The organism is Nodosilinea nodulosa PCC 7104, assembly GCF_000309385.1.
GTDB classification, from domain to species: Bacteria; Cyanobacteriota; Cyanobacteriia; order Phormidesmidales; family Phormidesmidaceae; genus Nodosilinea; species Nodosilinea nodulosa.
In genome coordinates this window covers 871,235-892,259 of record NZ_JH976537.1, presented here as the reverse complement: position 1 = coordinate 892,259, position 21,025 = coordinate 871,235, and the positions used below count along the sequence as shown (strand labels likewise).

Genomic DNA, 21,025 nt, shown 5'->3' with positions numbered 1-21,025 from the left:
CTACAAATAGCGCCCCCACACAGTCGTGCAGGGGCGCGTGATCGCGTGCAGTCGATAATGTTACAAAACTTTACAGAAGACTTTAATAATCGGGATATCCATTGGGGGAGAAGCCGCCGGTCGCCAGCGCTGGAAAGAGTCCCGAGTCTCTGTCAAAGCTGGCCTTAAGCATGGCGTTAACCCACGCCAGCTCCAGGTTAAAGGGGGAGTTGGCGTCGTAGAACAGCCTCAGGGGCGGATGGCTGGCCAAAAACAGGTCGGACTCTTCGGCATTGTAAACCACGTTGTGGAGCAGCTGGCGAGTCAGCATGCCGCCAAATTCTTCTACGGCAAACGATCGCGCCAGCAGTTCGCCTGCTGCGGCCGGTTGGCCCGCCCCTTCGAGATAGACATCCTGCGCTTCAAGCCGCTCTAGCGGCCCCAGCGGGCCAGAATAGTGGGCTAATATACCCATAAAGCCAGGAAACACCAAATCTCGCATAAATTTAGACTGTTTACCCCGGCCCCAGCGATTGACGAGCCTGAGGTTCTCCTTCTCCAGAATTAAATCTGCAACGATGAACTGCTTGCCTTCTGTCTGTAGCTCGATATATTCTCTTAGGCTACTGGGGAGGACGAAATCAGACGGGCGATCGCCCCGGCACCCAAAGCAGTCTCTAAAAATGCCAATGACATGCTCATCTTCAATTAAAAAGTGGCGAGCGGCCTTAGAAAATCTGGGTTTCTTAAGCTTAATTTCATACTTGCTAGCCCACTGAAGTCCTTGATATAAAGCCTTCAAGCAGCGCTCAGCCACATCTAGCTGATCTGGGGCAATGGCCGCATCGAGCCTGCTCACATCTTTTCCCCACAGGGAAGGAGGAAATGCTTCATTTGATGTCAGCATAAGCTGACGCACTTCGGGCCAGTCAATCATCATCGGTACAACCTAGCTGTGACAAGGAACTCACTTACTGCAAAGCCCTCTTCATTTCCATGCTAGCCCTATGCCAGTCAGTCCATCCATGGTTACGATAGCGTGCAGCTGCCATAGCATCCTATCCCCTAGGACATAAAGCAGCAATAGTTTGTTTCTGCCTCACCAGGAATATGTAGCAACTTCAAAGAATGCCCTGTGGGAATATTAAAAAAAGGCCAGGAAAACGAAAATTATCGCTGGGCAGCACGGCAAATATTAAATAACTAAAACAGGGATTTGGCAGGCTATATGTAACGGTATAGAATTGCTTCAAGCACGCGAGCACAATTCAGTTAATCAGGGCACATGGCATCTAACGAAAACCCCAGATATCTCAAATTAAAGGCTAATTATTGCAATGAATTTTTAGAGGCGGCTAAAAAAGAATTTCCGGAGGGGCACTACGCCGGGCTCAGCAATGCCATCAAGCGCAGCTGCCAAGTATCTATAAGCAAAGCTACGCTGGCGCGTATACTGTCGGGCAATCGTGGGGAGCACGCCAAAGTTGAGGCTATCTGCGACTACTACGACAAACTTTTGCTAGACGCCTGTGAATCCTATGAAGGGCAGCTATCGGCTGAGTCTAGCGATATCGATCAGCTGGTTGACTCGGTGCGGAAGCAGGTCAGATTTTCGTTTGAAAATATCAATCCCGCCAGCGATCGCGATCAAAGTTCGTGGGTGCGAGACAACTTTGTAGAACTCGATATGGTGGAGGTCGAGAAACTGCCCTCCGAATATCCGGCCCTAAACAGAGAAGTTCTCCAAAATTCTCAGCAAGACTTTGAAGATGAGTTTGACCGCATCGGGCTAAGACTGCTGCGAGGCAACCGAACCACGGGTACAGCGCTGCTAGAAAAACACCAAAGGGTATCCGTCTATGGAGAGCCTGGGTCGGGTAAAAGCAGCTATCTTCAGTCGATTGCCTTGAGGTGCCGGGCCGGGGAAGCCCTGTCCAGCTACGTGCCCATATTTATTGAAATTCGCCATTATTCAGCCTCTGTCGGGGTGGCGACCATTCGCACCTTTATCGACGAAATTTTGGCGGCATGGGGAGCCAATGCCCTACAGGCTGAGGATATTTTGAGCGCCGGTCGGGCGCTGTTTCTCTTCGACGGTTTAGACGAAGCCCCCGAGGCCCAGCGCTCAAGCATTCAGTTTATGATTCAGGAAATTCTTTCTGACTACGTAGACTGCAAGTTTATCTGCACCTCCCGCCTGGGTGCCGTTTTTCATCTGCGGGGAGTGCAAAAAGTTGTTATTTCTCCCTTTTACTCCAAAAAGCAAATTCCTGAATTCATTACCCGATGGTTTGACTACTACGGCACCGAACCATCGTCCTCAAATTCGATGCTAGAGAAGCTGTACTCTCCCCGCTATAAAGGCATTCGCGAGATCGCCCGCAGGCCAGTTCTGCTGAATTTGCTCTGCCTAACCTACGATCACAACGGAGATTTTCCCGATCAGAGAATAGGGGTGTTTGCCAGCGGTTTATCTGCCCTGGCCCGGCGCCTACAGCCCGATGAGGGTTCGACTATTGTCAGTGCCCCCTACTTTCGCGAGCAAGATATTAAAAACATTTTGGCTCGCATTGCCAGCTACTTTTTTGTTCACCTAAATGAGCAGATTCTGTTCGATGTGAGAGACATCGAGCGCATCATTCAGGACTACTGCAAAGAAGTGCACAGCATCAACCCCGATAAGGTCGATAGCCACGTGATTATTCGAGGCATTGAGCAGTTTAACGGGCTGCTGGTGAGGTGGGGCGAAATGTACTGCTCTTTTTCCCACCTCACCTACCAGGAGTACTTCACCGCCGAGCACCTGGTCAGAACTGATGCCTATACCGATGTCTATCGCTACCTGGCCGATCGCCGCTGGAGCTTTGTGATTGAGCTAGTCTCTGAACTGGTGCCCAGGCAGGTGGCCTGGGATTTTTTCGTAGGATTTAAAGTCAGCGTAGACAACTACGTCAACGGCGATATGCGGCTGGTTGCCTTCCTCAGCAAGCTCGATCGGGCGGCCACGTTTGTTGCCTACACAGACCATAGCGATCGCAGTCACGTGCAGGTCTTAATTCGCGCCTGGTACTTTGCCTTCGCCCTCGAAGATATTGAGGGCATTACCAGCTTTAACACCCACAGCCGCCGGTTTGATCTGCCCGATCTGCACTTCGCCACCAGCATGGTAGATGCGGCTATTTTGCGCGGCCATAGAGAGCTGTATCGGGCCTACCACTGCTGCTCTGAGCCAGACCAACCCCTGAAACTAAAGCGCTGCTTTCAGAAACTACAGGACTTTTTTCGAGACGATGGCCAGCGCCAGGACATCATCGCTGGCTGGCTTCACCTGATTGAGGAACAGCGGATTAGATACGACAATCAGGCCGACTGGTGGGAGGCCAAACGATACCGATGGCAGGAAAAAATTGCCAACCTGTTAAACACCCTGGGTCTGCCCTACATCTATGGTTTGAACAGCGAACAGGTGAAGCGGTTGCGCACCTACTACCGCATCACTCGGCTGCTGTCGACCTGCATCAACTGCTCAAACCTGCCGGACGACAGATTTGCTGAAATAGCAGACTCTATGCTCAGGCTCACCAGTTTGCCCCCCAGCCCCCGCCCCGACCTGCCCGATTTTGCCTAGGAGCAGAGCAAGACAGTCCACCGGCAGGTGGATATTTTGCGGGTCTGCCAAAAATTTTGGCTAAATTTGGCTGGCCGATGCGTCAGATCTTCAAATCTGCGCCACGATAGAAAGCTAAGCACGGGTGAGGAAAGCTATGAATCGCTTCGTTATTGGCGGTATTTTGGCGGCTATCGTGGTGATGCTGACCGGCGGCTTAAACAAGCTGCTGTCCGATCGCTCCCAGGGATCCCAGGTGCTTAGCCAGCGCAATGCGGCGGCTCAGGGGGACAACAGCGATCTGGGCACACTGCCTTTAGATAAGGCCGGGCAGCTGGTGCAGCGCCAGAGCGATGTGGGCAGCAACGGCGTTTCGGCCAGCTCCGATACGGTCTTCAACACCAACAATCCGTCGGGGACAGGCATGCCGCCGGGAGGGCGAGCCACGATTTCCCCCACCACCACGGGCGGGGCGGGCACGGTGGCTCCCCAGAGCGGCAACGTGATTCCGCGCACGGGGGCCGCCGCGACGTTTCCGGCCAATCCGGGCGATATCGCTCCGATTCAGCCCGGCCTGGTGCGGCCCGGGGTCGAGCAGCAGCGCCCCGCCGATCCTGACGTAGACTCTATTCCCGCCCTGTGGTGAGGCGCTGCCCACCGCCCAGGCGGCGGCGGTTATGGCCCCAGGTGCCCTTAAATATCCCCTAAAATATGATTGAGCACTTGGGTTAATCGGCATGGCAAATCAGGTAAGCGACGCCCTGGTGGTGGGGGGCGGCATCATTGGGCTTGCGATCGCGCTGGAGCTGCGGCAGCAGGGCGTTTCGGTCACCGTGCTCAGCCGCGATTTTGCCCAGGCCGCCAGCCACGCCGCTGCGGGCATGCTGGCCCCCCAGGCAGAGGGATTGCCCCCTGGCCCCCTGCGATCGCTGTGTCTGGACAGTCTGGCCCTCTACCCCACCTGGGTCGGCAAGCTGGAGGCCCTCACCGGGCAGTCGGTGGGCTACTGGCCCTGCGGCATTTTGGCCCCGCGCTACAGTGCGCCTGAATCCCAGTCCGATGTGTCAGAAGGCTGGCTAGCGGCAGAAACCCTGCGCTACTACCAGCCGGGCCTGGGCGAGGCCGTGCGAGGCGCGCGCTGGTACCCCGACGAGGGCCAGGTGGACAATCGGCTGCTGGTGCAGGCCCTGCGATCGGCGGTGATCGATCTGGGCGTTACCCTCCACGAGGGCACCGGGGCGATCGCCCTCCAGCAGCGCCAGGGCCGCGTTGAGCGGGTGTGCACCGCCCAGGCGGGCGACTTTAGCTCAGGCCATGTGGTGCTGGCCACCGGGGCCTGGGCCAGCGAGCTGCTGCCCCTGCCGGTATTTCCCAAAAAAGGCGAAATGGCCAGCCTGCGGGTGCCCGCCGGTTACGGTACGCCCCAGCCGCTGCAGCGGGTGCTGTTTGGCGAAGATATCTACATCGTGCCCCGCCGGGATGGCCGCATTGTGCTGGGGGCCACCAGTGAAGACGTGGGCTTTGCCCCCCACAACACCGCCGGGGGAGTGAACCAGCTGCTGCACAATGCGATCGCGCTGCTGCCCCAGCTGGCTCACTTTAGCCTCGAAGAAACCTGGTGGGGCTACCGGCCCGCGACCCCCGACGAGTGGCCCATCCTTGGCCCCGGCCCCGCCGCCAACCTCACCCTGGCCACCGGCCACTACCGCAACGGCATTTTGCTCGCCCCCATCACCGCCCAGCTGGTTGCCCAGGCGGTGATGGGCCAGGTGGACGCTCGCCTGGAGCCTTTTTCCTGGCGCCGCTTTCATAGCGTTTCGCGATCGCTGCCCGCCCCTTCCACCGTTTTTTCACCCCCCCAGGCTATGACCTTCACCGATGTTGCCCTTGCTCCTTCCTCCGGGCTAGATACCGATCTGGCTCCCGCCCCTGGCGATTCCCCGCTGATCATTGCCGGGCGCACCTTTTCCTCCCGACTGATGACCGGCAGCGGCAAGTACGACGACTTTGCCACCATGCGCCAGAGCATTGCCGCCAGCGGCTGCGAAATTGTCACCGTAGCGGTGCGGCGGGTGCAGACCAACGCCCCCGGTCACCAGGGGCTGGCCGAGGCCCTCGACTGGTCAAACCTTTGGATGCTGCCCAATACGGCGGGCTGCAAAACCGCCGAGGACGCCATTCGCGTCGCCCGCCTGGGCCGCGAAATGGCCAAGCTCCTGGGCCAGGAAGACAACAACTTTGTCAAGCTGGAGGTGATTCCCGACGCGAAATATCTGCTGCCCGACCCAATTGGCACCCTGGAGGCCGCCGAGCAGCTGGTCAAAGAAGGCTTTGCGGTGCTGCCCTACATCAACGCCGACCCCCTGCTGGCCAAGCGCCTCGAAGAGGCAGGCTGCGCCACCGTTATGCCCCTGGGCTCACCGATTGGCTCGGGCCAGGGCATTCGCAACGCCGCCAACATTCAGATCATCATCGAAAATGCCGCCGTTCCCGTGGTGGTGGATGCGGGCATTGGCACCCCCAGCGAAGCGGCTGAGGCCATGGAGATGGGCGCCGACGCGCTGCTGATCAACACGGCGATCGCAAAGGCCGCCGACCCCGTTGCCATGGGGCGCGCCATGGGACTGGCCACCCTGGCCGGGCGGCTGGCCTACAGAGCCGGGCGAATTCCGGTGCAGGGAAGGGCGATCGCCAGTTCACCCCTGACGGGCAGAGTTACAGAGTGAAAACTGGGGAAGATAGGCGAATAGAGGAATGTGGCAGTTCTAAGGTTCGGCCTTCCCCATCTCCCTCATCCCATCACCTTCCTCATCCCCTTTCCCCTAGTCCACAATTTTGACTCGCCCGCCCTGAATGGCATCGAAGAGGCGGTTGACCTGCTTGCGCTCGCTCTCATCGACGGTGCCGTCGGCCAGCACCAGGGCCGTTAGCTCCTGGTACTGGGTCTGGGTAATGGTGCGAGCCTGGATGCACTGGCTGACTAAGTCGGTAATCGGGCAGTCGGGCTGAGACGGAGGTGACGACATAGGGCGGCGCTATTTAGGACTACTATGTACCTGTTTTAACCGCTGCTGTAGCTGGGTGCCCAACGGCGAATGCTTTAGATGCCGCACCCAACAACCGAAGGGTGAAATTACCGCTACCCTGAATGGGTATTTTCTGAGCTCCAGCCATGCCAGACTCTAGCCGCGACCTGCCCTCTACTGCCGCTCCCCTCAGCTCGCCAACGGGTTCAAATGGGAGCACTGGCCCCAGCCCGCCCTCGGATGAGGAGCTGTGGGACATCGTTGAGCACCATCTGGTGCGCTACGGCGGCGACTTTGCCCCCCGGATGATTCAGCGGGCGCGGGGCAGCTACCTGTACGATCGCCAGGGCCGCAAAATTCTCGACTTTACCTCGGGGCAAATGTGCGCCACCCTAGGCCACAACCACCCCGCCGTGGTGCAGGCTATCCACAGCGCCTGCGCAGAGGTGCTGCACCTGTTCAGCAGCATGCTGTCGCCCGCCGTGGTAGAACTGGCCGAGGCGCTGTGCCAGCGGCTGCCGCCCCCCCTGCAAAAGGCTCTGTTTCTCAACACCGGCAGCGAGGCCAACGAAGCCGCCCTGCGCATGGCCAAGCTGCACACCGGCGGCTTTGAGGTGGTGGGCCTCAGCGCCTCCTGGCACGGCATGACCGCCGGAGCCGGGGCCAGCACCTTCGTGTCGGCCCGGAAGGGGTATGGGCCGACCATTCCGGGCAACCTGGCCCTGCCCACGCCGAACTGCTACCGCTGCCCCATCCGCCACTGCCAGGACCAGTGCGATATGACCTGCCTGGCGGTGGGGTTTGACCTGGTCGACAGCCAGTCGGTGGGGGCCTATGCCGCTGTGATTGTAGAACCTATCCTCAGCGCTGGGGGGATTGTGGAACCGCCGGAGGGCTACTTTCAGCAGCTCCAGCGCCACTGCCACGACAGAGGGATGCTGCTGATTTTAGACGAGGCGCAAACCGCCTTTGGTCGCCTGGGCAGCTTCTTTGCCTTTGAGCAGCTGGGCATTGTGCCCGATATTTTGACCCTCTCCAAAACCCTGGGGGGCGGGCTACCCCTGGCGGCCACCGTCACCAGCGAAACCGTCGAAGCCGATTGCTACGGGAAAGGCTTTATCTACTACACCTCCCACATCTCTGACCCGATGCCAGCGGCGGTGGGGCTGGCGGTGCTGCAAGTGCTGACCAGCGAAAACCTGAGTGAGCAGGCCGCCAGTCGGGGCGACTACCTGAAGCGGGGGCTGCTGGAGCTGAAGGACCGCTACGAGATGATCGGCGATGTGCGCGGGCGGGGGCTGCTGCTGGGGGTGGAGCTGGTGAAAGATCGCGATCGCCGCCAGCCCGATCCCGAAACCGGGGCCGCAATCACCAGCCGCTGCCTGGAGCTGGGGCTGAGCATGAATATCACCGCCCTACCCGGCATGGGCAGCGTGTGGCGCATTGCCCCGCCGCTGACCGTAACCGAGGCCGAACTGGACGAAGGGCTGGCTATTCTAGAGCAGGCGATTCAGGACTGTATTTAGGCGGGGAGAGATCAGGCGATCGCGGCACAACATCATCTAGCCGCACGGTGAGCTGGGGTGACAGGAAATGCCCCAGAGGGCTGAGCTGCCATAGCAGCCCTGCGGGAAATTCCCGATCGCCTTGGTTGCTTCATCTCCTACACAAAAAAGGGGATGCCCTTAGACATCCCCTAATCTATCGAATCTTGAAGGCTTTAGCGTGGTTTACACGATCGAAGCCATGCTCACATCGTTGGTGGCGAGCAGCTGCTGTAGCTCTTCCGAATCGACGGTTTCTTTGTCGACCAGCATGTTGGCCAGCTGATCGAGCACGTGGCGGTTGTTGGTGAGCACCTGCTTGGCGCGGGTGTAGGCCTGATCCACCAGACCGCGCACCTCAGAGTCAATCGTGGCGGCGGTTTCTTCAGAGAAGTCGCGCTCGGCGGCGATGTCGCGACCCAGGAACATGTTGCCCTGCTGACGACCCAGGGCTACCGGGCCAAGCTTGTCGCTCATGCCGAAGCGAGTCACCATCTGACGAGCCACGCGGGCCACCTGCTGGAGGTCGTTGGAGGCCCCGGTGGTGACTTCTTCTTCGCCGAAGATAATCTCTTCGGCGATGCGGCCCCCGAGGGCCACGGCCATCTGGTTTTGCAGGTAGGAGCGGGAGTACAGGCCCGACTCTAGACGATCTTCGCTGGGGGTAAACCAGGTCAAGCCACCGGCCCGACCGCGGGGGATAATGCTGATCTTCTGCACCGGGTCGTAGTCGGGCATCAGGGCACCGACCAGGGCGTGACCCGCCTCGTGGTAGGCGACCAGCTCCTTGCGCTTTTCGCTCATCACGCGGTCTTTCTTCTCAGGGCCGGCCAGGACGCGATCGATCGCATCGTTGACCTCATCCATGGAGATTTCGGTGAGGTTGCGGCGGGCGGCCAGGATCGCGGCCTCGTTCAGCAGGTTCGACAGATCGGCCCCGGTGAACCCAGGGGTGCGGCGGGCGATCTTTTGCAGATCCACATCCTTGGAGAAGGTCTTGCCGCGGGCGTGGACGTTGAGGATTTCGAGCCGACCGGCGTAGTCGGGGCGATCGACCACCACCTGGCGGTCAAAACGACCGGGGCGCAGCAGGGCCGCATCCAGCACGTCGGGGCGGTTGGTGGCCGCGATGATGATGATGCCGGTGTTGCCCTCAAAGCCGTCCATCTCGGTGAGCAGCTGGTTGAGGGTTTGCTCGCGCTCGTCGTTGCCGCCGCCGAGGCCTGCGCCCCGCTGGCGACCCACGGCGTCAATCTCGTCGATAAAGACGATACAGGGGGCGTTGGCCTTGGCCTGCTCAAACAGGTCGCGGACGCGGGAGGCACCGACGCCCACAAACATTTCGACAAACTCGGAACCAGAGATGGAGAAGAAGGGCACCCCCGCTTCGCCCGCTACGGCCTTGGCCAGCAGGGTTTTACCGGTACCGGGAGGGCCAACCAGCAGCACGCCCTTGGGAATTTTGGCGCCGACAGCGGTAAAGCGATCGGCATTTTTGAGGAAGTCGACGACTTCGGTTAGCTCTAGCTTGGCCTGCTCAATGCCGGCCACATCGCCAAAGGTGACCTGGGTTTGGGGCTCCATTTGCACCCGCGCCTTCGACTTGCCGAAGTTCATCGCCTGGTTGCCGGGACCGCTTTGGGCCCGCCGCAGCACAAAGAACAGCACCCCCAGCAGCAGCACCGGAATCAGCAGGGTGCTAAAGGCCCGCACCCATACGCTGTCGTCGCTCTGGGGCATGACAACGATATCGACGTTGTTGTCTTCCAGGGTGCTGATCAGCTCCTGGTCGTTGGGCAGGTTGACGATGACCTGGCCGTTGCCTTCGGGGTCGGTAAAGCGGGCGCGGGTGCGATCGGCGCTGATGCTGACGCGCTCGATCTGGTTATTTTGCACCGCATCTAGAAACTGGCTGTAGCGCCAGGTTTTGGTTTCGGGGCCAGAACCATCAAAAATAGCGGTCGCCAGCGCAATCACTACAACGACCAGCAGGGCATACAGACCTGCATTTCTCCACCGTTTGTTCACCGGGCTAATGCCTCCACTTACTTCTTGAGATGAACTGTTTCTAAGAAACCGTTTCCAATGAAACCCGTTCGGGGCCAATGTTTGAGTAGGCCGCCATGATTAGAGAGATATTAACTTATGTTAACGTCATCTGTCGGAATGAGCTAATCGATAATTGGAATAGGGGTTAATTTTCCCTAAATGCAGCCCGCAAAGCCTCTAGGGCCGGGTGCTTGGGGTTAACCTCCAGTCTACTGCGATCGCCCAAAACTGTGTGAATGGGGACTATCTGCACCCCTGAGTTGCTGTAGGCCAGCACCTCAAAGCGCGGAATTACCCCCGGTGGCCAGGGAGATTGCTCGACTCGCTCTCCCCGCTGCCTCAAATAGTCAATCAGGTAGGTGCGGACGATCCCCGGCAGCAGGCCCGCCCCCAGGCCAGGGGTATGCCACCGACCGTTGGCCCAGCCCCAGAGGTTGCCGGTGCTGGTTTCGAGCCAATGCCCCTGGGCATCTAGCAAAATGGCTTCCCTGGCCCCCTGGCCCTGGGCGGCCTGGCTGGCCAGCCACGCGCCCAGGTAGTTGCCGGTTTTGTGGCCGGGCACAGGTCGCTGGTATAGCTCTCCGTGGGCCACCCAGGCCGCAATTCCCTGGGCCTGTATCTGGTCTAAATCGGCGGGCAGGTGTCGCCCGCTCACCAGTTCCCGGCCATTGGGGAAGCAGGTAATGCGTAGAAGGGCATATTCACGCAGCAGCAACGCGGCCCCCTGGCGCACCTGGGACCAATTTGGGGTCGCCCAGCCAAAGGTTTGCAGCGTCTCGGTGAGCCGCGCCTGGTGGGCCGACCAGGCCGTGAGGGGGTGGTCGAGGCTGTGGCCATAGACCCGCAGGGTGGTAAACGCCGTGGCGCCGTAGAGAAAGGCAGGCTCATCGACGGCCAGGGCAATATCGCTGCCCTGGCAAAGGCTGCCTCTAAACCAGTAGGCCACTGGAATCTACAATCCCTGCTGAATGTATTGCAGAATGCCGCGGGCGATCGCCTGGGCCATGATTTCGCGCCAGGCCGGGTCGTTCAATCGGGGATAGTCCTGCGCGCCGGTGACGAACCCCACCTCGACCAGGGCGGCGGGCATATCGGTGTGCCGCAGCACGTAGAAGCGGGCCTGCTTGACGCCGCGATCGCGCATTCCGGTTGCCGCCAGCATGCTGGCCTGGAGCGTGGCCGCCAATCGCTGGCCGGTATCGGAGGCGTGGTACGACTCAATCCCGTTGACATCGGGGCGGCTGAGGCTAATTGAGTTGGCGTGGATGCTGACAAACAAATTGGCCTGGGCGCGGTTGGCAAGAGCGGTGCGGGCCTGCAAGTCAACAGTGACATTTTCCTGCCGGGTCATCACCACCGTCACCCCCTGGGCTTCGAGGAGGTCTCTCACCCGCAGCGAAATCGGAAAAATCACCTGGATTTCTTGCAGGCTGTTGATCCCGACGGCACCGGGGTCGCGACCGCCGTGGCCAGGATCAATGACCACAACCACCCGCCCGTTGGGCACCGTGGGCAGTTCGGGAGGAGTGGCTGGGGGCTCCACCGACCGGGTGGGAGGAGGTGTGGCGGGCTGGGCTGGCCGAGCCGGGGGTGGGGCCTGGGCGGTGGTGGTGGGTGGCGAACTGGGGGCGGTGGCGAGCGGCGGTGGTTCATCGGACACGCTGCTGATGGGCACGCCGCTGGGGGGCAGCACAATTACCCCGCTGCTGTTGCGCAGGGCGCGCCAGTCGGGACTGGTGGGGCCAAGCTTGAGGGTAATGCGGGTGGAGGGGGGCGTGGTGGCCTGCTGGGCTACATCCCAGGTGACGACGCTGTAGCGATAGTTGGGCAGATCGTCGGGGCGGAGGTTGCCCGCCACCGCCGTGTTGGGCAGGTCGATAACGGCGTAGCGATTGTCGGCGTCGTCGCGGGTGAACTGTACCGAGGGGGTGGGTGCCGTGCCGCTGAGCCGAATTAAAAAGCCGTCGCCGGTGGCAACCACGCCGCTGAGAATAGCGGCGGCCCCGGTGCCGGTGTTGCCCTCTACCCGGTTAGCGCTGGCGCTGGGGGCAGGAATAGATCCGGCGGCGGGGGCTGAGCCGGGTCTGGGGGCGGGCAGCTGCACCGCCCACTGGTTGGGGCGAACGCCCTGCACCCGCACATCCTGGGGGTTGAGGCTGTAGCCGGGGGCGATTTCAATGACCAGGCGGGCGGTTTGGCGATCGAACTGGCCTACCCGCACCTCGCGAATGGCACCGCCCACGGCCTGGTTAGTCGTCGTATTGCCCAGCTGTGTGTTGGGCAGGTCAATGACGATGCGGGTGGGGTTGGCCAGCAGCTGTGCCCGGGGCTGCACCTCACTGTCGGTGGTGAACACCAGCTGGTTGGTTTGGGCATCAAACCACCAGTGCTGTAAGGTTGCCGCCCGAGCAGGGGCAGCGATGACCAGGGCACCCACGGTTGCCAGAGCTGCTGACGTAAACCCTAGGGTGAGCCATTTTGACTCCATAAGCACGACCAGAACACGACCAAAATACAAGCCACACGACAGTATACCGACGCAGGCCAAAGTGGCATCCGTAGGCGGCAGATTCTAACGAAAAATCCCGGAAATGCCAGAAATGATAGTATGGGCGTACCAAATTCCTCGAATTATGCTTGACCTGATGAAGCTGGCCCAGCAAATGCAGGGCATTAGTCAGCACCTGAGCCAGGAGGCCGCTGCCGCCCAGGAGCGGGTAGCGGCGGCCCGCAGGCTGATGGCGATCGCCGCCACCCGCCAGGCCGAGCTGGTGGCCGAGGCCGAGACCTGGGGCGATCGCGCCCCCTTTACCGCCGCCCAGCCCACCGAACCCCTCGCCCTGCGCACCCCGGTCACCGCCGCCCCAGAGGCCCATACGGTGCTGGCCACCGACGGGTCGCAAATTTCCCCCAGCCACCACGAGATCGCCTACTGCTATTTGATCAACGTGGGCCGGGTGGTGCTGCACTACGGCCAGGGCCGCTTCCCATTGCTGGATAGCCTGCCGGAGGTGGTGTACCGGGCCGAAGACCTCTACCTATCGCGCCAGTGGGGCATTAGCACCGAAGAGTGGATGGGCCACCGCCGCACCGTGGCCGAGGCGGTGGTGCTGGCCGAGCTGGGCGAAGCTATCCACGATAATTTAGGCGAAGGAAATCTCGAAACGGATAGAGTACCAGCCCTGGCCCTGGTGGATGGGTCGCTGATCTACTGGTTTTTGGAGGCGCTGCCCGCTGAGGCCCGCGATCGCATCCTGCCCCCCATCCTCGACGCGTGGGAGCGGCTGCGGCAGGTGGGCATTCCCCTGGTGGGCTACCTCAGCGCCAGCCGCAGCGGCGAGGCGATGAACTTCCTGCGGCTAGCGGCCTGCCCCTTCGCTACGCCCGACTGCCAGAGCCACTGCGGCGGCACCGACGGCAACTTGAGTGAGCGCGCCCCCTGCGGCAGCTTTTTGCCCCTGCGGGATGCAACATTTTGGGCCACGGAGCTGGCGGTGGGCGATCGCAGCCCCTTCTGGCGCAGCACCGCCAGCATTCTCGACCTCTACGACGAGCATCGGGTCTACTTCTGCTACCTCAACGTGGGGTCTGAGGTGGCGCGGGTGGAGGTGCCCCAGTGGGTGATGGCCGACGCCGCGCTGTGTGAAAGCGCTCTGCGCATGGTGCTGACCCAGGTGCAGAAGGGCTACGGGTATCCGGTGGCCCTGGCCGAGGCCCATAACCAGGCGGTGGTGCGGGGGGGCGATCGCACGCGCTTTTTTGCCCTACTGGAGCAGGAAATGATTCGGGCCGGGCTCAAGAACGTGGGCACCTCCTACAAAGAAGCCCGCAAGCGCGGCAGCATTGCCTGAGCGACCCAGACCAGATAGCTGAGGCACGTAGCAGATATTTGGAGATTCAGCCGAGGATTTTGCCCGCCTTGGCCCGGTGTAGTCTGGCCAACACCCTAAAATTCGGAATAGGATGCTGGCAGGGTGTAGTGGACGGTGGGTTTGGCGGGCTGGTAACAGCCTGCGCCCAGGTCTACTGCTGTTACTGACCGATCAGCCCCATGTCGATCCGTACCCTTGTCATGCCCTCTCAGCCCCCAGAATCTTTTGCCCAGGGCGACCAGGACAGCGATCCGTCCGCCTTTGAGCTGGTGGATATGGCCACGGCCCTAGACCGAGATGCCAGTGCCACCTCCCATTCCCCTGCCCGCGGCCCCCGGTGGGTCTGCACCCGCGTGCTGACGGGCCACAGCAGCTGGGTGCGATCGGTGGCGGTGAGTGCCGACGGCAACTTTATTATTAGCGGCAGCGGCGACAAAACCGTGCGGGTGTGGAACCTGGCCACCGGCAACACCATGCACGTTATCGACAGCCACCAAGCCTGGGTGCGGGCCGTGGCCGTAAATCCCGATCGCACCTGCTTTGCCAGCGTCAGCAACGACAACACCGTTCAGCTGTGGGACTTTACCACCGGCCTGGCCCTGGGCCAGCTGGAGGGCCACAGCAGCTGGGTGCGGGCCGTGGCCTTTAGCCCCAGCGGCAAGTATCTGTTTAGCGGTGGCCAGGACCACAAAATTTGCGTCTGGCGACTCAGCGATCGCGCCCTGATCCACCAGTTCAATGGCCATACCCACTGGGTGCGCGCGATCGCCGTCAGCCACGACGGCACTACCCTGATCAGCGGCAGCCAGGACAAAACCCTGCGCCTGTATCGGATCAAGGGCAAGGGCCGCAACCACCTGCTCACAGGCCACACCGGGGAGGTACTCTCGGTGGCGGCCAGCCCCAACAACTGGCTGCTGGCCAGCGCCAGCGCCGACTGCACCGTGCGCTTTTGGAAGCTCAACAGCGGCCGCGAAACCACCTGCTTCAAGGCCCATTCGGCCCCGGTCAACAGCCTGGCCTTTAACCCCGACGGCACCCTGCTGGCCACCGCTAGCAACGACGGCACCATTCGCCTGTGGGACATGGCGCAGGGGCGTCTGGTCTCGATCTTGCAGGGCCACGATGGCTGGGTGTGGGGGGTAGACTTTGCCCCCGACGGGAAAACCCTGGTCAGCGCCGGGTGGGACGGCACGGTGCGGGTTTGGCGAGAGCAGGGATGATGATTTTGGATTGGCTAAGTTCAGAGATCGATGGTTTGTCTAGACTGTTGATGCCGTCGGTCTGGTTGATCAGTCTGGTTAAGGCATTTCTCATCAAAGCGTTTGAGCGTTGGGGCGTTTGAGCGTTGGGGCGTTGGGGCGTTCGGGCGTTGGGGCGTTTCTGGATGTCTCTTGACCTGCGTGACTATAGGCCTGTTACAGCTCGTACGTACTCGCGGCGCATGGTGGCGATCGCATCGATCGAAATGCCCTTGGGGCACACCGCCTGACATTCGCCGTGGTTGGAGCAGTCGCCAAAGCCTTCGGCGGTCATCTGCTCGCCCATGGCCAGCACCCGCTGCGATCGCTCGGGGTGGCCCTGGGGCAGCAGGGCCAGGTGGGCCACCTTGGCGGCGGTGAATAAAGAGGCTGAGGCGTTGGGACAGGCGGCAATGCAGGCCCCACAGCCGATGCAGGCGGCGTAGTCAAAGGCGGCGTCGGCGTTGGCCTTGGCAATGGGAATGGCGTTGGCCTCGGGCGCCGACCCGGTTTTGACCGAGATGTAGCCCCCCGCCATGACGATGCGATCGAGCGCCGCCCGGTCCACCACCAGATCCTTAATCACCGGGAAGCCCCTGGCCCGCCAGGGTTCGATGGTAATTTCGTCGCCGTCGCTGAAGTGGCGCAGGTAGAGCTGGCAGATGGCGGTCTGGGGCTGCCCGCCGTGGGCCTTGCCGTTGATCATCACGCCGCAGGAGCCGCAGATGCCCTCGCGGCAGTCGTGGTCAAACTCCACCGGCTCGGCCCCGCTGTGGATGAGCTGCTCGTTGAGCACGTCGAGCAGCTCTAGGAACGACATATCGGGATGGGCGTCGGCTACGGTATGGTTCTGAAACTGGCCGGGGGTGTCGGCATCGGCCTGGCGCCAGACCTTAAGGTGGAGTCGCATAGACAATGGGTAAGCGGGCCTGCATTTAGTCCTCTACCCAGTGTAGCGAGTGCCGGAGCCAGGATATTCACCTGTAGGACTGTCTTTGGTGCCTCCCAGGCAATGGCGCGATCGCGGCAGCGGGTACAAACGTCAGCCCCTCAGGCTTTAGGCTGAGCGGCCTTTGAGAGTCTGGTACCTAACGCCTAGCTCCCCTCAAGTGGTATAAATCAGGCAGTTTTCGTAGAGCGGCTATGGCTAAGGGAAAATCTAAATCTGGGAACGGTCCCGGACGCGATATAGGGGCGACCGATCGCCATGCCTACCGCGAGTTTGGCCCCGCCGACCCGATGGTGCGGGGGGTGCCCGATCGCCCCCCAAATCAGCAGACGGTGCGGGTGCAGGTGAGCCGCAAGGGGCGCGGCGGCAAAACCGTCACGGTGATCACCGGGTTCGAGCACCAGCCCGCAACCCTCACCGCCCTGGCCAAGCAGCTCAAGGCCCAGTGCGGCACGGGCGGCACCGCGAAGGACAATGTGATTGAAATTCAGGGCGACCACGCCCAAAAGCTGGTAGAACTCCTGGTGGCCAAGGGCTACCAGGCTAAACGGAGCGGAGGCTGATGGGCATGGGACCGATGGGGAAAGGGTGGCTGCGATCGCTGGTGTGTTTCGGGGCCGCGCTGGTCCTGGCGATCGCTGGGCCGGGGGTACTGCCACTGGCGGCGAAATTGGCGGGGTCAGGGGCTCCCGGCCTGCCCACTGCTGCGACCAAGCAGCTTCCCCTGCCGGATGACAACCTGCCCAACAATGGAGATGACGCTGCGCCCGCCCTGCCGCCGCCGCCGACTATTCCCATCGACATTGCCAGCCACTGGGCCAAGGACTGCATTACCACCCTGGCGCAGCTGCGGCTGGTGAGCCCCGATGCCAGCGGACGGTTTTACCCTGATGACGCCATTCTCTGGGGCGACTACGTGGCGCTGCTCAACCAGATCAGTCCCCCCGGCCCGGCCCAGAGCTGGGCCAACCCCCTGGAGCGAGCCCTGGGCGCGGCCACCGCGCCGACGGTGGCGTCCCACTATCCCGATCAGTACTTTCAGCCCGATCGCCCCCTGGTGCGGGCCGAAGCGATAATGGCCCTGGCCACCAAACTGGGCGGCAGCTACCAGATTGCCGCCAACACGATCCTCAGCGCCAGCCTCGAAGATAGCCGCCAGGTGCCCGAGTACGCCCGCGAAGGGGTGGCCACCGCCCTCACCCAGGGCGTGGTGGTAAACTATCCCCAGAGCAATCGCCTCAACTCCACCCAGCGCCTCACGCGGGGCGAAGCGGCTGCCCTGCTCTGCCGCGCGGCCTCCAACCCCGTCCTGCGCCGCTCGATCAACCCCGCCTGGGTGGCCCAGGCCCAAACCCCCGAGGTTCCTATCCCGGTTCGCGAAACGCGGGGCGTCTGGCTGACCAACGTCGACAGCCAGGTGTTGTTTTCCACCCAGGCGCTGCAAGGGGCGGTGAACCGCCTGGCCGACCTCAACTTCAACACCCTCTACCCGGTGGTGTGGAACTATGGCCACACCCTCTACCCCAGCGCTGTCGCCCAGCGCGAACTGGGGGTCAGCCAGCACCTCTACGGCGACCTGCGCGCCCCCGGCCCCGCCAGCGAGAGCGAACGCGACATGCTGCGCGAGGCGATTGACTTCGGCCACGCCCGCGGGCTGGCGGTAGTGCCCTGGTTTGAGTTTGGCTTTATGGCTCCGGCCAGCTACGAGCTCTACCGCCGCCACCCCGACTGGTTTACCCAAAAGCAGCCTGAAGCCGCTGCTCCTCTGGTCAAGAAAGGGGGGAAACCCTCGGCGGCGGCCAAACCATCGCCTCTGGAGCAGCCCCAGATCGGCGCGCGGGAGAAGCAGCGGGCCGAGCAGTGGTTGGCCCAGGCCAGCCCCGATTTCCCCCCCCCAGATCCCCAGTCCCCAGATTCCCAGACCCCAGACCCCGGCATTTGGATCGAGGGGGGCGTTATTCCGCGCCGCTGGATGAACCCGTTTCATCCCCAGGTGCAGAAATTTATGCTGGAGCTGGTCGACGAGCTGGTGACGAACTACGAGGTGGACGGCATTCAGTTTGACGACCATCTGGGCCTGCCGGTGGAGTTTGGCTACGACCCCTTTACCATCAACCTGTACCGGGCTGAGCACGGCGGTCGGGTTCCCTCCCCCAACCCCCAAGACCCGGAGTGGAAAGCCTGGCGGGCCGCCAAAATCTCTGATTTTTTGGGCGAGGTGCACAAGCTGGTAAAAAATCGCCGCCCCGGTACAGCGGTGTCGGTTTCGCCCAACCCCTACCCCTTTGCCTACGACCACTACCTGCAAGCCTGGCCCGACTGGGTAAACCGGGGCATTGTCGATGAGCTGGTGGTCCAGGTCTATCGCAGCGACCAAAACCGCTTCATCTGGGAGATGAACAAGCCCTCGATTCAGGCGGCGCGGCGCAAAATTCCGGTCAGCACTGGCATTCTCAGCGGGCTGCGGGCGGCCCCGGTAAAGATGGACTTTATCACGGACCAGGTGGCGGCGGCGCGCGATCGCGCCTACGCGGGCATGGCGTTCTTCTTTTACGAGTCGCTGTGGATTTCGCCGCCGCCGGAGACCGCCGCCCAGCGCGTGGACCAGCTCCAGCAGGCCTTTGCCACTCCGGCCTTGAGGCCCAGTAGCTAACCTGCGCCGCTAAACTACCGCTAAACTACACCGGGTACAGCACCACGTTTTCCTGCTCGTTGGGGTCGTTGCGGGCCACGATCGCCTGGGCTGGCTCGGTGTCGCTCAGGTTGGTGGGCTGGTGGGGCACCCCCGGCGGAATGAAAAGAAAATCGCCCGCCTCATTCACGATGGTTTTTTTGAGTCCCTCGCCGTAGGCGGTTTTGACCCGGCCTTTGAGAATGTAAATAGCGGTTTCGTAGTCCCGGTGATAGTGGGGCTCGGCAGAGGCCCCCGGTGGAATGATCACCAAATTCATCGACAGGCCCTGGGTGCCCGCCGAGACGCCAGAAATACCGACGAAGTAGGGCAGCTTTTGCACCGTTGCGGTGTCGTGCTGGGGGCGCACGGTAATGATTTCGGCATCGGCTGGGGTAGGAGAGGCTAAATCGGCCATGGCAAGGTCCTCTGCGGGTTGGATTCAGAGTGGTTAGGGATTTATCCCAAGTTTGCCTAACGGGCCGTCGAGCGGGCGGGTCGGGGCAAAAAAATTAATGCCAGAGCTGGGGTGGGGCTGGCGCTGGCCCTTCTATAGCTGTGGCCAGTCTAGTTAAGCCAGATCTCCTATGAACGTTCAAACGTTTGAACGTTCATGGGGTTTCTGGATGTCCTAACCAATCTGACTATGGCTATAGTTTGGGTTTCTCGTTGGGTGCCACGCGATCGCCCCGGCAAACGTCCTGAAAAATCGCCTGTAGGATGAGAATAGGCCATTTGTTAAGTGTTCTCCCCCCTATGCCCCCCAAATATAGCCGTCCTGACCAGCTGCCCGACCAGCCCCCCGAGGGCATGGACCCAGAAAAGTATGCCCACCTGCGGGCCGAGGCCCAGGCCCCCTACCGGGGTCTGCGCAAGTTTATCTACGCAGCGGTGGGAGCCTCGGGGGCGATCGGGGCGTTTGTCTTTTTTACTCAGCTGCTCGCCGGGCGCGATGTCAGCAGCGCGCTGCCCAACCTGGGGGTGCAGCTGGGGGTAATTGCCGTTGTCATTTTGCTGTTTCGCCTCGAAAAGAAGGGCTAGCGAGGTATCTCAATGGCGCTAATTACCGTCCGCCCTGAGGGGCTGTACTGCGAGCAGGGCGACTTCTACATCGATCCGTGGCGATCGGTGCAGACCGCGCTGATTACCCATGCCCACAGCGACCACGCTCGGGCGGGTTCGGCCCAGTATGTGGCCACCACCCAGTCGGAGGGCATATTGCGGCGGCGGCTGGGCCAGGAGATTCACCTGCAGGGGGTGGCCTACGGAGAACCGATGAAGCTGGGCCATGCCTGGGTGTCGTTTCATCCGGCGGGCCACGTGCTGGGGTCAGCCCAAATTCGGGTTGAGCATAACGACGAGGTGTGGGTGGTCTCCGGTGACTACAAGCGCTGCGCCGACCCCTCCTGCACCCCCTTTGAGGTCGTGCCTTGCGACACGTTTATTACCGAGGCTACCTTTGGCCTGCCCATCTACCGCTGGGACAGCGGCGCCGAGACGGTGGGCCGCATCTACGACTGGTGGCAGAATGACCCCGAGCGCCCCTCCATCTTGTTCTGCTATGCCTTTGGCAAGGCCCAGCGGGTGCTGAGCGAGCTGGTCCAGTTTACCGATCAGACCGTCTACGTCCACGGCGCCATTCACGTGCTGACCGAAATCTACCGCGACCAGGGGGTGGCCATGGTGCCGACGGTCTGCACCTCAGAGATGCCCAAAGGTCACAGCTACAGGGGCGATCTGGTGCTGGCGCCCCCCTCCGGCCACCGCTCCAGCTGGATGAAGCGCTTTAAGCATCCCCAAACCGCCTTTGCCTCGGGGTGGATGGCCGTGCGAGGGGCGCGGCGGCGGCGGGGCTACGAGCGCGGCTTTGTGCTCTCCGACCACGCCGACTGGCCGGGGCTGATTCAAACCGTGCGGGACAGCGGGGCCAAAACCGTATACGTGACCCACGGCCAGTCGGACGTGGTGTCGCGCTATCTGCAAGAATCATTACACCTGGAGGCCATGCCTCTGGAGACGCTGTTTGAAGGAGAGGGAGATATTTAGTGGAAGCAACCCCGTGGCTGGATGGCGCAATGGGTGGACTG

17 protein-coding genes are annotated in these 21,025 nt (G+C 61.6%); 10 read left to right on the top strand and 7 right to left on the bottom strand.

Annotated elements, in window-relative coordinates:
- Positions 1 to 82 precede the first annotated feature (82 nt).
- A complete protein-coding gene (locus LEPTO7104_RS0103870) occupies positions 83 to 919 on the bottom strand; it encodes a hypothetical protein (RefSeq protein ID WP_017297232.1) in 837 nt (278 codons plus the stop codon).
- A gap of 345 nt (positions 920 to 1,264) precedes the next feature.
- Here LEPTO7104_RS0103870 and LEPTO7104_RS0103865 point away from each other — a divergent pair, with 345 nt between their 5' ends.
- From LEPTO7104_RS0103865 to thiO, 3 genes are all read left to right on the top strand, one after another.
- Positions 1,265 to 3,607: an NACHT domain-containing protein gene (locus tag LEPTO7104_RS0103865; RefSeq protein WP_017297231.1), complete on the top strand. Its 2,343-nt coding sequence runs from the start codon at positions 1,265 to 1,267 to the stop codon at positions 3,605 to 3,607.
- Positions 3,608 to 3,743: 136 nt separating this feature from the next.
- The gene (locus tag LEPTO7104_RS0103860) at positions 3,744 to 4,232 is read left to right on the top strand and encodes a hypothetical protein (protein WP_017297230.1); all 489 of its coding nucleotides are present in this window, start codon (positions 3,744 to 3,746) and stop codon (positions 4,230 to 4,232) included.
- A 91-nt stretch (positions 4,233 to 4,323) separates the two neighbouring features.
- Positions 4,324 to 6,312 (top strand): glycine oxidase ThiO, encoded by a 1,989-nt coding sequence (thiO, locus tag LEPTO7104_RS42760; RefSeq protein WP_017297229.1) that lies wholly within the window; start codon positions 4,324 to 4,326, stop codon positions 6,310 to 6,312.
- Positions 6,313 to 6,408: 96 nt separating this feature from the next.
- Here the strand turns inward: thiO and LEPTO7104_RS0103850 are convergent, their stop codons facing one another.
- A complete protein-coding gene (locus tag LEPTO7104_RS0103850; RefSeq protein WP_017297228.1) occupies positions 6,409 to 6,612 on the bottom strand; it encodes a tellurite resistance TerB family protein in 204 nt (67 codons plus the stop codon).
- 146 nt (positions 6,613 to 6,758) lie between these two features.
- Between LEPTO7104_RS0103850 and LEPTO7104_RS0103845 the strand changes: the two genes are divergently transcribed.
- Complete coding sequence (locus LEPTO7104_RS0103845) at positions 6,759 to 8,138, top strand: aspartate aminotransferase family protein (RefSeq protein ID WP_017297227.1); 1,380 nt, start codon at positions 6,759 to 6,761, stop codon at positions 8,136 to 8,138.
- 204 nt (positions 8,139 to 8,342) lie between these two features.
- On the opposite strand, the gene ftsH3 is transcribed toward LEPTO7104_RS0103845, so the two are convergent.
- The 3 genes from ftsH3 to LEPTO7104_RS0103830 form a co-directional block, all read right to left on the bottom strand.
- Complete coding sequence (gene ftsH3 / locus LEPTO7104_RS0103840; protein ID WP_017297226.1) at positions 8,343 to 10,184, bottom strand: ATP-dependent zinc metalloprotease FtsH3; 1,842 nt, start codon at positions 10,182 to 10,184, stop codon at positions 8,343 to 8,345.
- 166 nt (positions 10,185 to 10,350) lie between these two features.
- Positions 10,351 to 11,151: an aminotransferase class IV gene (locus LEPTO7104_RS0103835; protein ID WP_017297225.1), complete on the bottom strand. Its 801-nt coding sequence runs from the start codon at positions 11,149 to 11,151 to the stop codon at positions 10,351 to 10,353.
- Positions 11,152 to 11,157: 6 nt separating this feature from the next.
- On the bottom strand, positions 11,158 to 12,693 hold the full coding sequence (locus tag LEPTO7104_RS0103830; protein ID WP_017297224.1) for an N-acetylmuramoyl-L-alanine amidase: 1,536 nt from the start codon (positions 12,691 to 12,693) through the stop codon (positions 11,158 to 11,160).
- A gap of 145 nt (positions 12,694 to 12,838) precedes the next feature.
- Between LEPTO7104_RS0103830 and LEPTO7104_RS0103825 the strand changes: the two genes are divergently transcribed.
- Together LEPTO7104_RS0103825 and LEPTO7104_RS32630 are read left to right on the top strand one after the other, a co-directional pair.
- Positions 12,839 to 14,056: a DNA double-strand break repair nuclease NurA gene (locus LEPTO7104_RS0103825; RefSeq protein ID WP_026072347.1), complete on the top strand. Its 1,218-nt coding sequence runs from the start codon at positions 12,839 to 12,841 to the stop codon at positions 14,054 to 14,056.
- Between the two features lie 200 nt (positions 14,057 to 14,256).
- On the top strand, positions 14,257 to 15,300 hold the full coding sequence (locus LEPTO7104_RS32630) for a WD40 repeat domain-containing protein (RefSeq protein ID WP_083886994.1): 1,044 nt from the start codon (positions 14,257 to 14,259) through the stop codon (positions 15,298 to 15,300).
- 184 nt (positions 15,301 to 15,484) lie between these two features.
- On the opposite strand, the gene LEPTO7104_RS0103810 is transcribed toward LEPTO7104_RS32630, so the two are convergent.
- A complete protein-coding gene (locus tag LEPTO7104_RS0103810) occupies positions 15,485 to 16,228 on the bottom strand; it encodes a succinate dehydrogenase/fumarate reductase iron-sulfur subunit (protein WP_017297220.1) in 744 nt (247 codons plus the stop codon).
- A gap of 233 nt (positions 16,229 to 16,461) precedes the next feature.
- Here LEPTO7104_RS0103810 and LEPTO7104_RS0103805 point away from each other — a divergent pair, with 233 nt between their 5' ends.
- Both LEPTO7104_RS0103805 and LEPTO7104_RS36655 read left to right on the top strand, forming a co-directional pair.
- Positions 16,462 to 16,830, top strand: coding sequence for a translation initiation factor (locus LEPTO7104_RS0103805; RefSeq protein WP_017297219.1), 369 nt, complete (start codon positions 16,462 to 16,464; stop codon positions 16,828 to 16,830).
- Positions 16,830 to 18,920 (top strand): glycoside hydrolase family 10-like protein, encoded by a 2,091-nt coding sequence (locus LEPTO7104_RS36655; RefSeq protein WP_017297218.1) that lies wholly within the window; start codon positions 16,830 to 16,832, stop codon positions 18,918 to 18,920. The genes LEPTO7104_RS0103805 and LEPTO7104_RS36655 overlap by 1 nt, the downstream gene beginning before the upstream one ends.
- Positions 18,921 to 18,945: 25 nt before the next feature.
- On the opposite strand, the gene LEPTO7104_RS0103795 is transcribed toward LEPTO7104_RS36655, so the two are convergent.
- Positions 18,946 to 19,356 carry a cupin domain-containing protein gene (locus tag LEPTO7104_RS0103795; RefSeq protein ID WP_017297217.1) on the bottom strand — a complete coding sequence of 137 codons (411 nt, stop codon included), beginning with the start codon at positions 19,354 to 19,356 and terminating at the stop codon, positions 18,946 to 18,948.
- Positions 19,357 to 19,694: 338 nt separating this feature from the next.
- Here LEPTO7104_RS0103795 and LEPTO7104_RS0103790 point away from each other — a divergent pair, with 338 nt between their 5' ends.
- Together LEPTO7104_RS0103790 and LEPTO7104_RS0103785 are read left to right on the top strand one after the other, a co-directional pair.
- Positions 19,695 to 19,979, top strand: a complete 285-nt coding sequence (locus tag LEPTO7104_RS0103790; protein WP_017297216.1) for a DUF3493 domain-containing protein — start codon at positions 19,695 to 19,697, stop codon at positions 19,977 to 19,979.
- Positions 19,980 to 19,991: 12 nt separating this feature from the next.
- Positions 19,992 to 20,984 (top strand): ligase-associated DNA damage response exonuclease, encoded by a 993-nt coding sequence (locus tag LEPTO7104_RS0103785; protein ID WP_017297215.1) that lies wholly within the window; start codon positions 19,992 to 19,994, stop codon positions 20,982 to 20,984.
- Positions 20,985 to 21,025 lie beyond the last annotated feature (41 nt).

What these genes read in the sequence shown, in the direction of transcription:
- LEPTO7104_RS0103810 (WP_017297220.1), bottom strand. Translation starts at nt 16,228, where the DNA reads ATGCGACTCCACCTTAAGGTCTGGCGCCAGGCCGATGCCGACACCCCC.
- LEPTO7104_RS0103830 (WP_017297224.1), bottom strand. Translation starts at nt 12,693, where the DNA reads ATGGAGTCAAAATGGCTCACCCTAGGGTTTACGTCAGCAGCTCTGGCA.
- LEPTO7104_RS0103845 (WP_017297227.1), top strand. Translation starts at nt 6,759, where the DNA reads ATGCCAGACTCTAGCCGCGACCTGCCCTCTACTGCCGCTCCCCTCAGC.
- LEPTO7104_RS0103825 (WP_026072347.1), top strand. Translation starts at nt 12,839, where the DNA reads ATGCTTGACCTGATGAAGCTGGCCCAGCAAATGCAGGGCATTAGTCAG.
- LEPTO7104_RS32630 (WP_083886994.1), top strand. Translation starts at nt 14,257, where the DNA reads ATGTCGATCCGTACCCTTGTCATGCCCTCTCAGCCCCCAGAATCTTTT.
- LEPTO7104_RS0103805 (WP_017297219.1), top strand. Translation starts at nt 16,462, where the DNA reads ATGGCTAAGGGAAAATCTAAATCTGGGAACGGTCCCGGACGCGATATA.
- thiO (WP_017297229.1), top strand. Translation starts at nt 4,324, where the DNA reads ATGGCAAATCAGGTAAGCGACGCCCTGGTGGTGGGGGGCGGCATCATT.
- LEPTO7104_RS0103795 (WP_017297217.1), bottom strand. Translation starts at nt 19,356, where the DNA reads ATGGCCGATTTAGCCTCTCCTACCCCAGCCGATGCCGAAATCATTACC.
- LEPTO7104_RS0103790 (WP_017297216.1), top strand. Translation starts at nt 19,695, where the DNA reads ATGCCCCCCAAATATAGCCGTCCTGACCAGCTGCCCGACCAGCCCCCC.
- LEPTO7104_RS0103850 (WP_017297228.1), bottom strand. Translation starts at nt 6,612, where the DNA reads ATGTCGTCACCTCCGTCTCAGCCCGACTGCCCGATTACCGACTTAGTC.
- LEPTO7104_RS0103870 (WP_017297232.1), bottom strand. Translation starts at nt 919, where the DNA reads ATGATGATTGACTGGCCCGAAGTGCGTCAGCTTATGCTGACATCAAAT.
- LEPTO7104_RS0103860 (WP_017297230.1), top strand. Translation starts at nt 3,744, where the DNA reads ATGAATCGCTTCGTTATTGGCGGTATTTTGGCGGCTATCGTGGTGATG.
- LEPTO7104_RS0103865 (WP_017297231.1), top strand. Translation starts at nt 1,265, where the DNA reads ATGGCATCTAACGAAAACCCCAGATATCTCAAATTAAAGGCTAATTAT.
- LEPTO7104_RS36655 (WP_017297218.1), top strand. Translation starts at nt 16,830, where the DNA reads ATGGGCATGGGACCGATGGGGAAAGGGTGGCTGCGATCGCTGGTGTGT.
- LEPTO7104_RS0103785 (WP_017297215.1), top strand. Translation starts at nt 19,992, where the DNA reads ATGGCGCTAATTACCGTCCGCCCTGAGGGGCTGTACTGCGAGCAGGGC.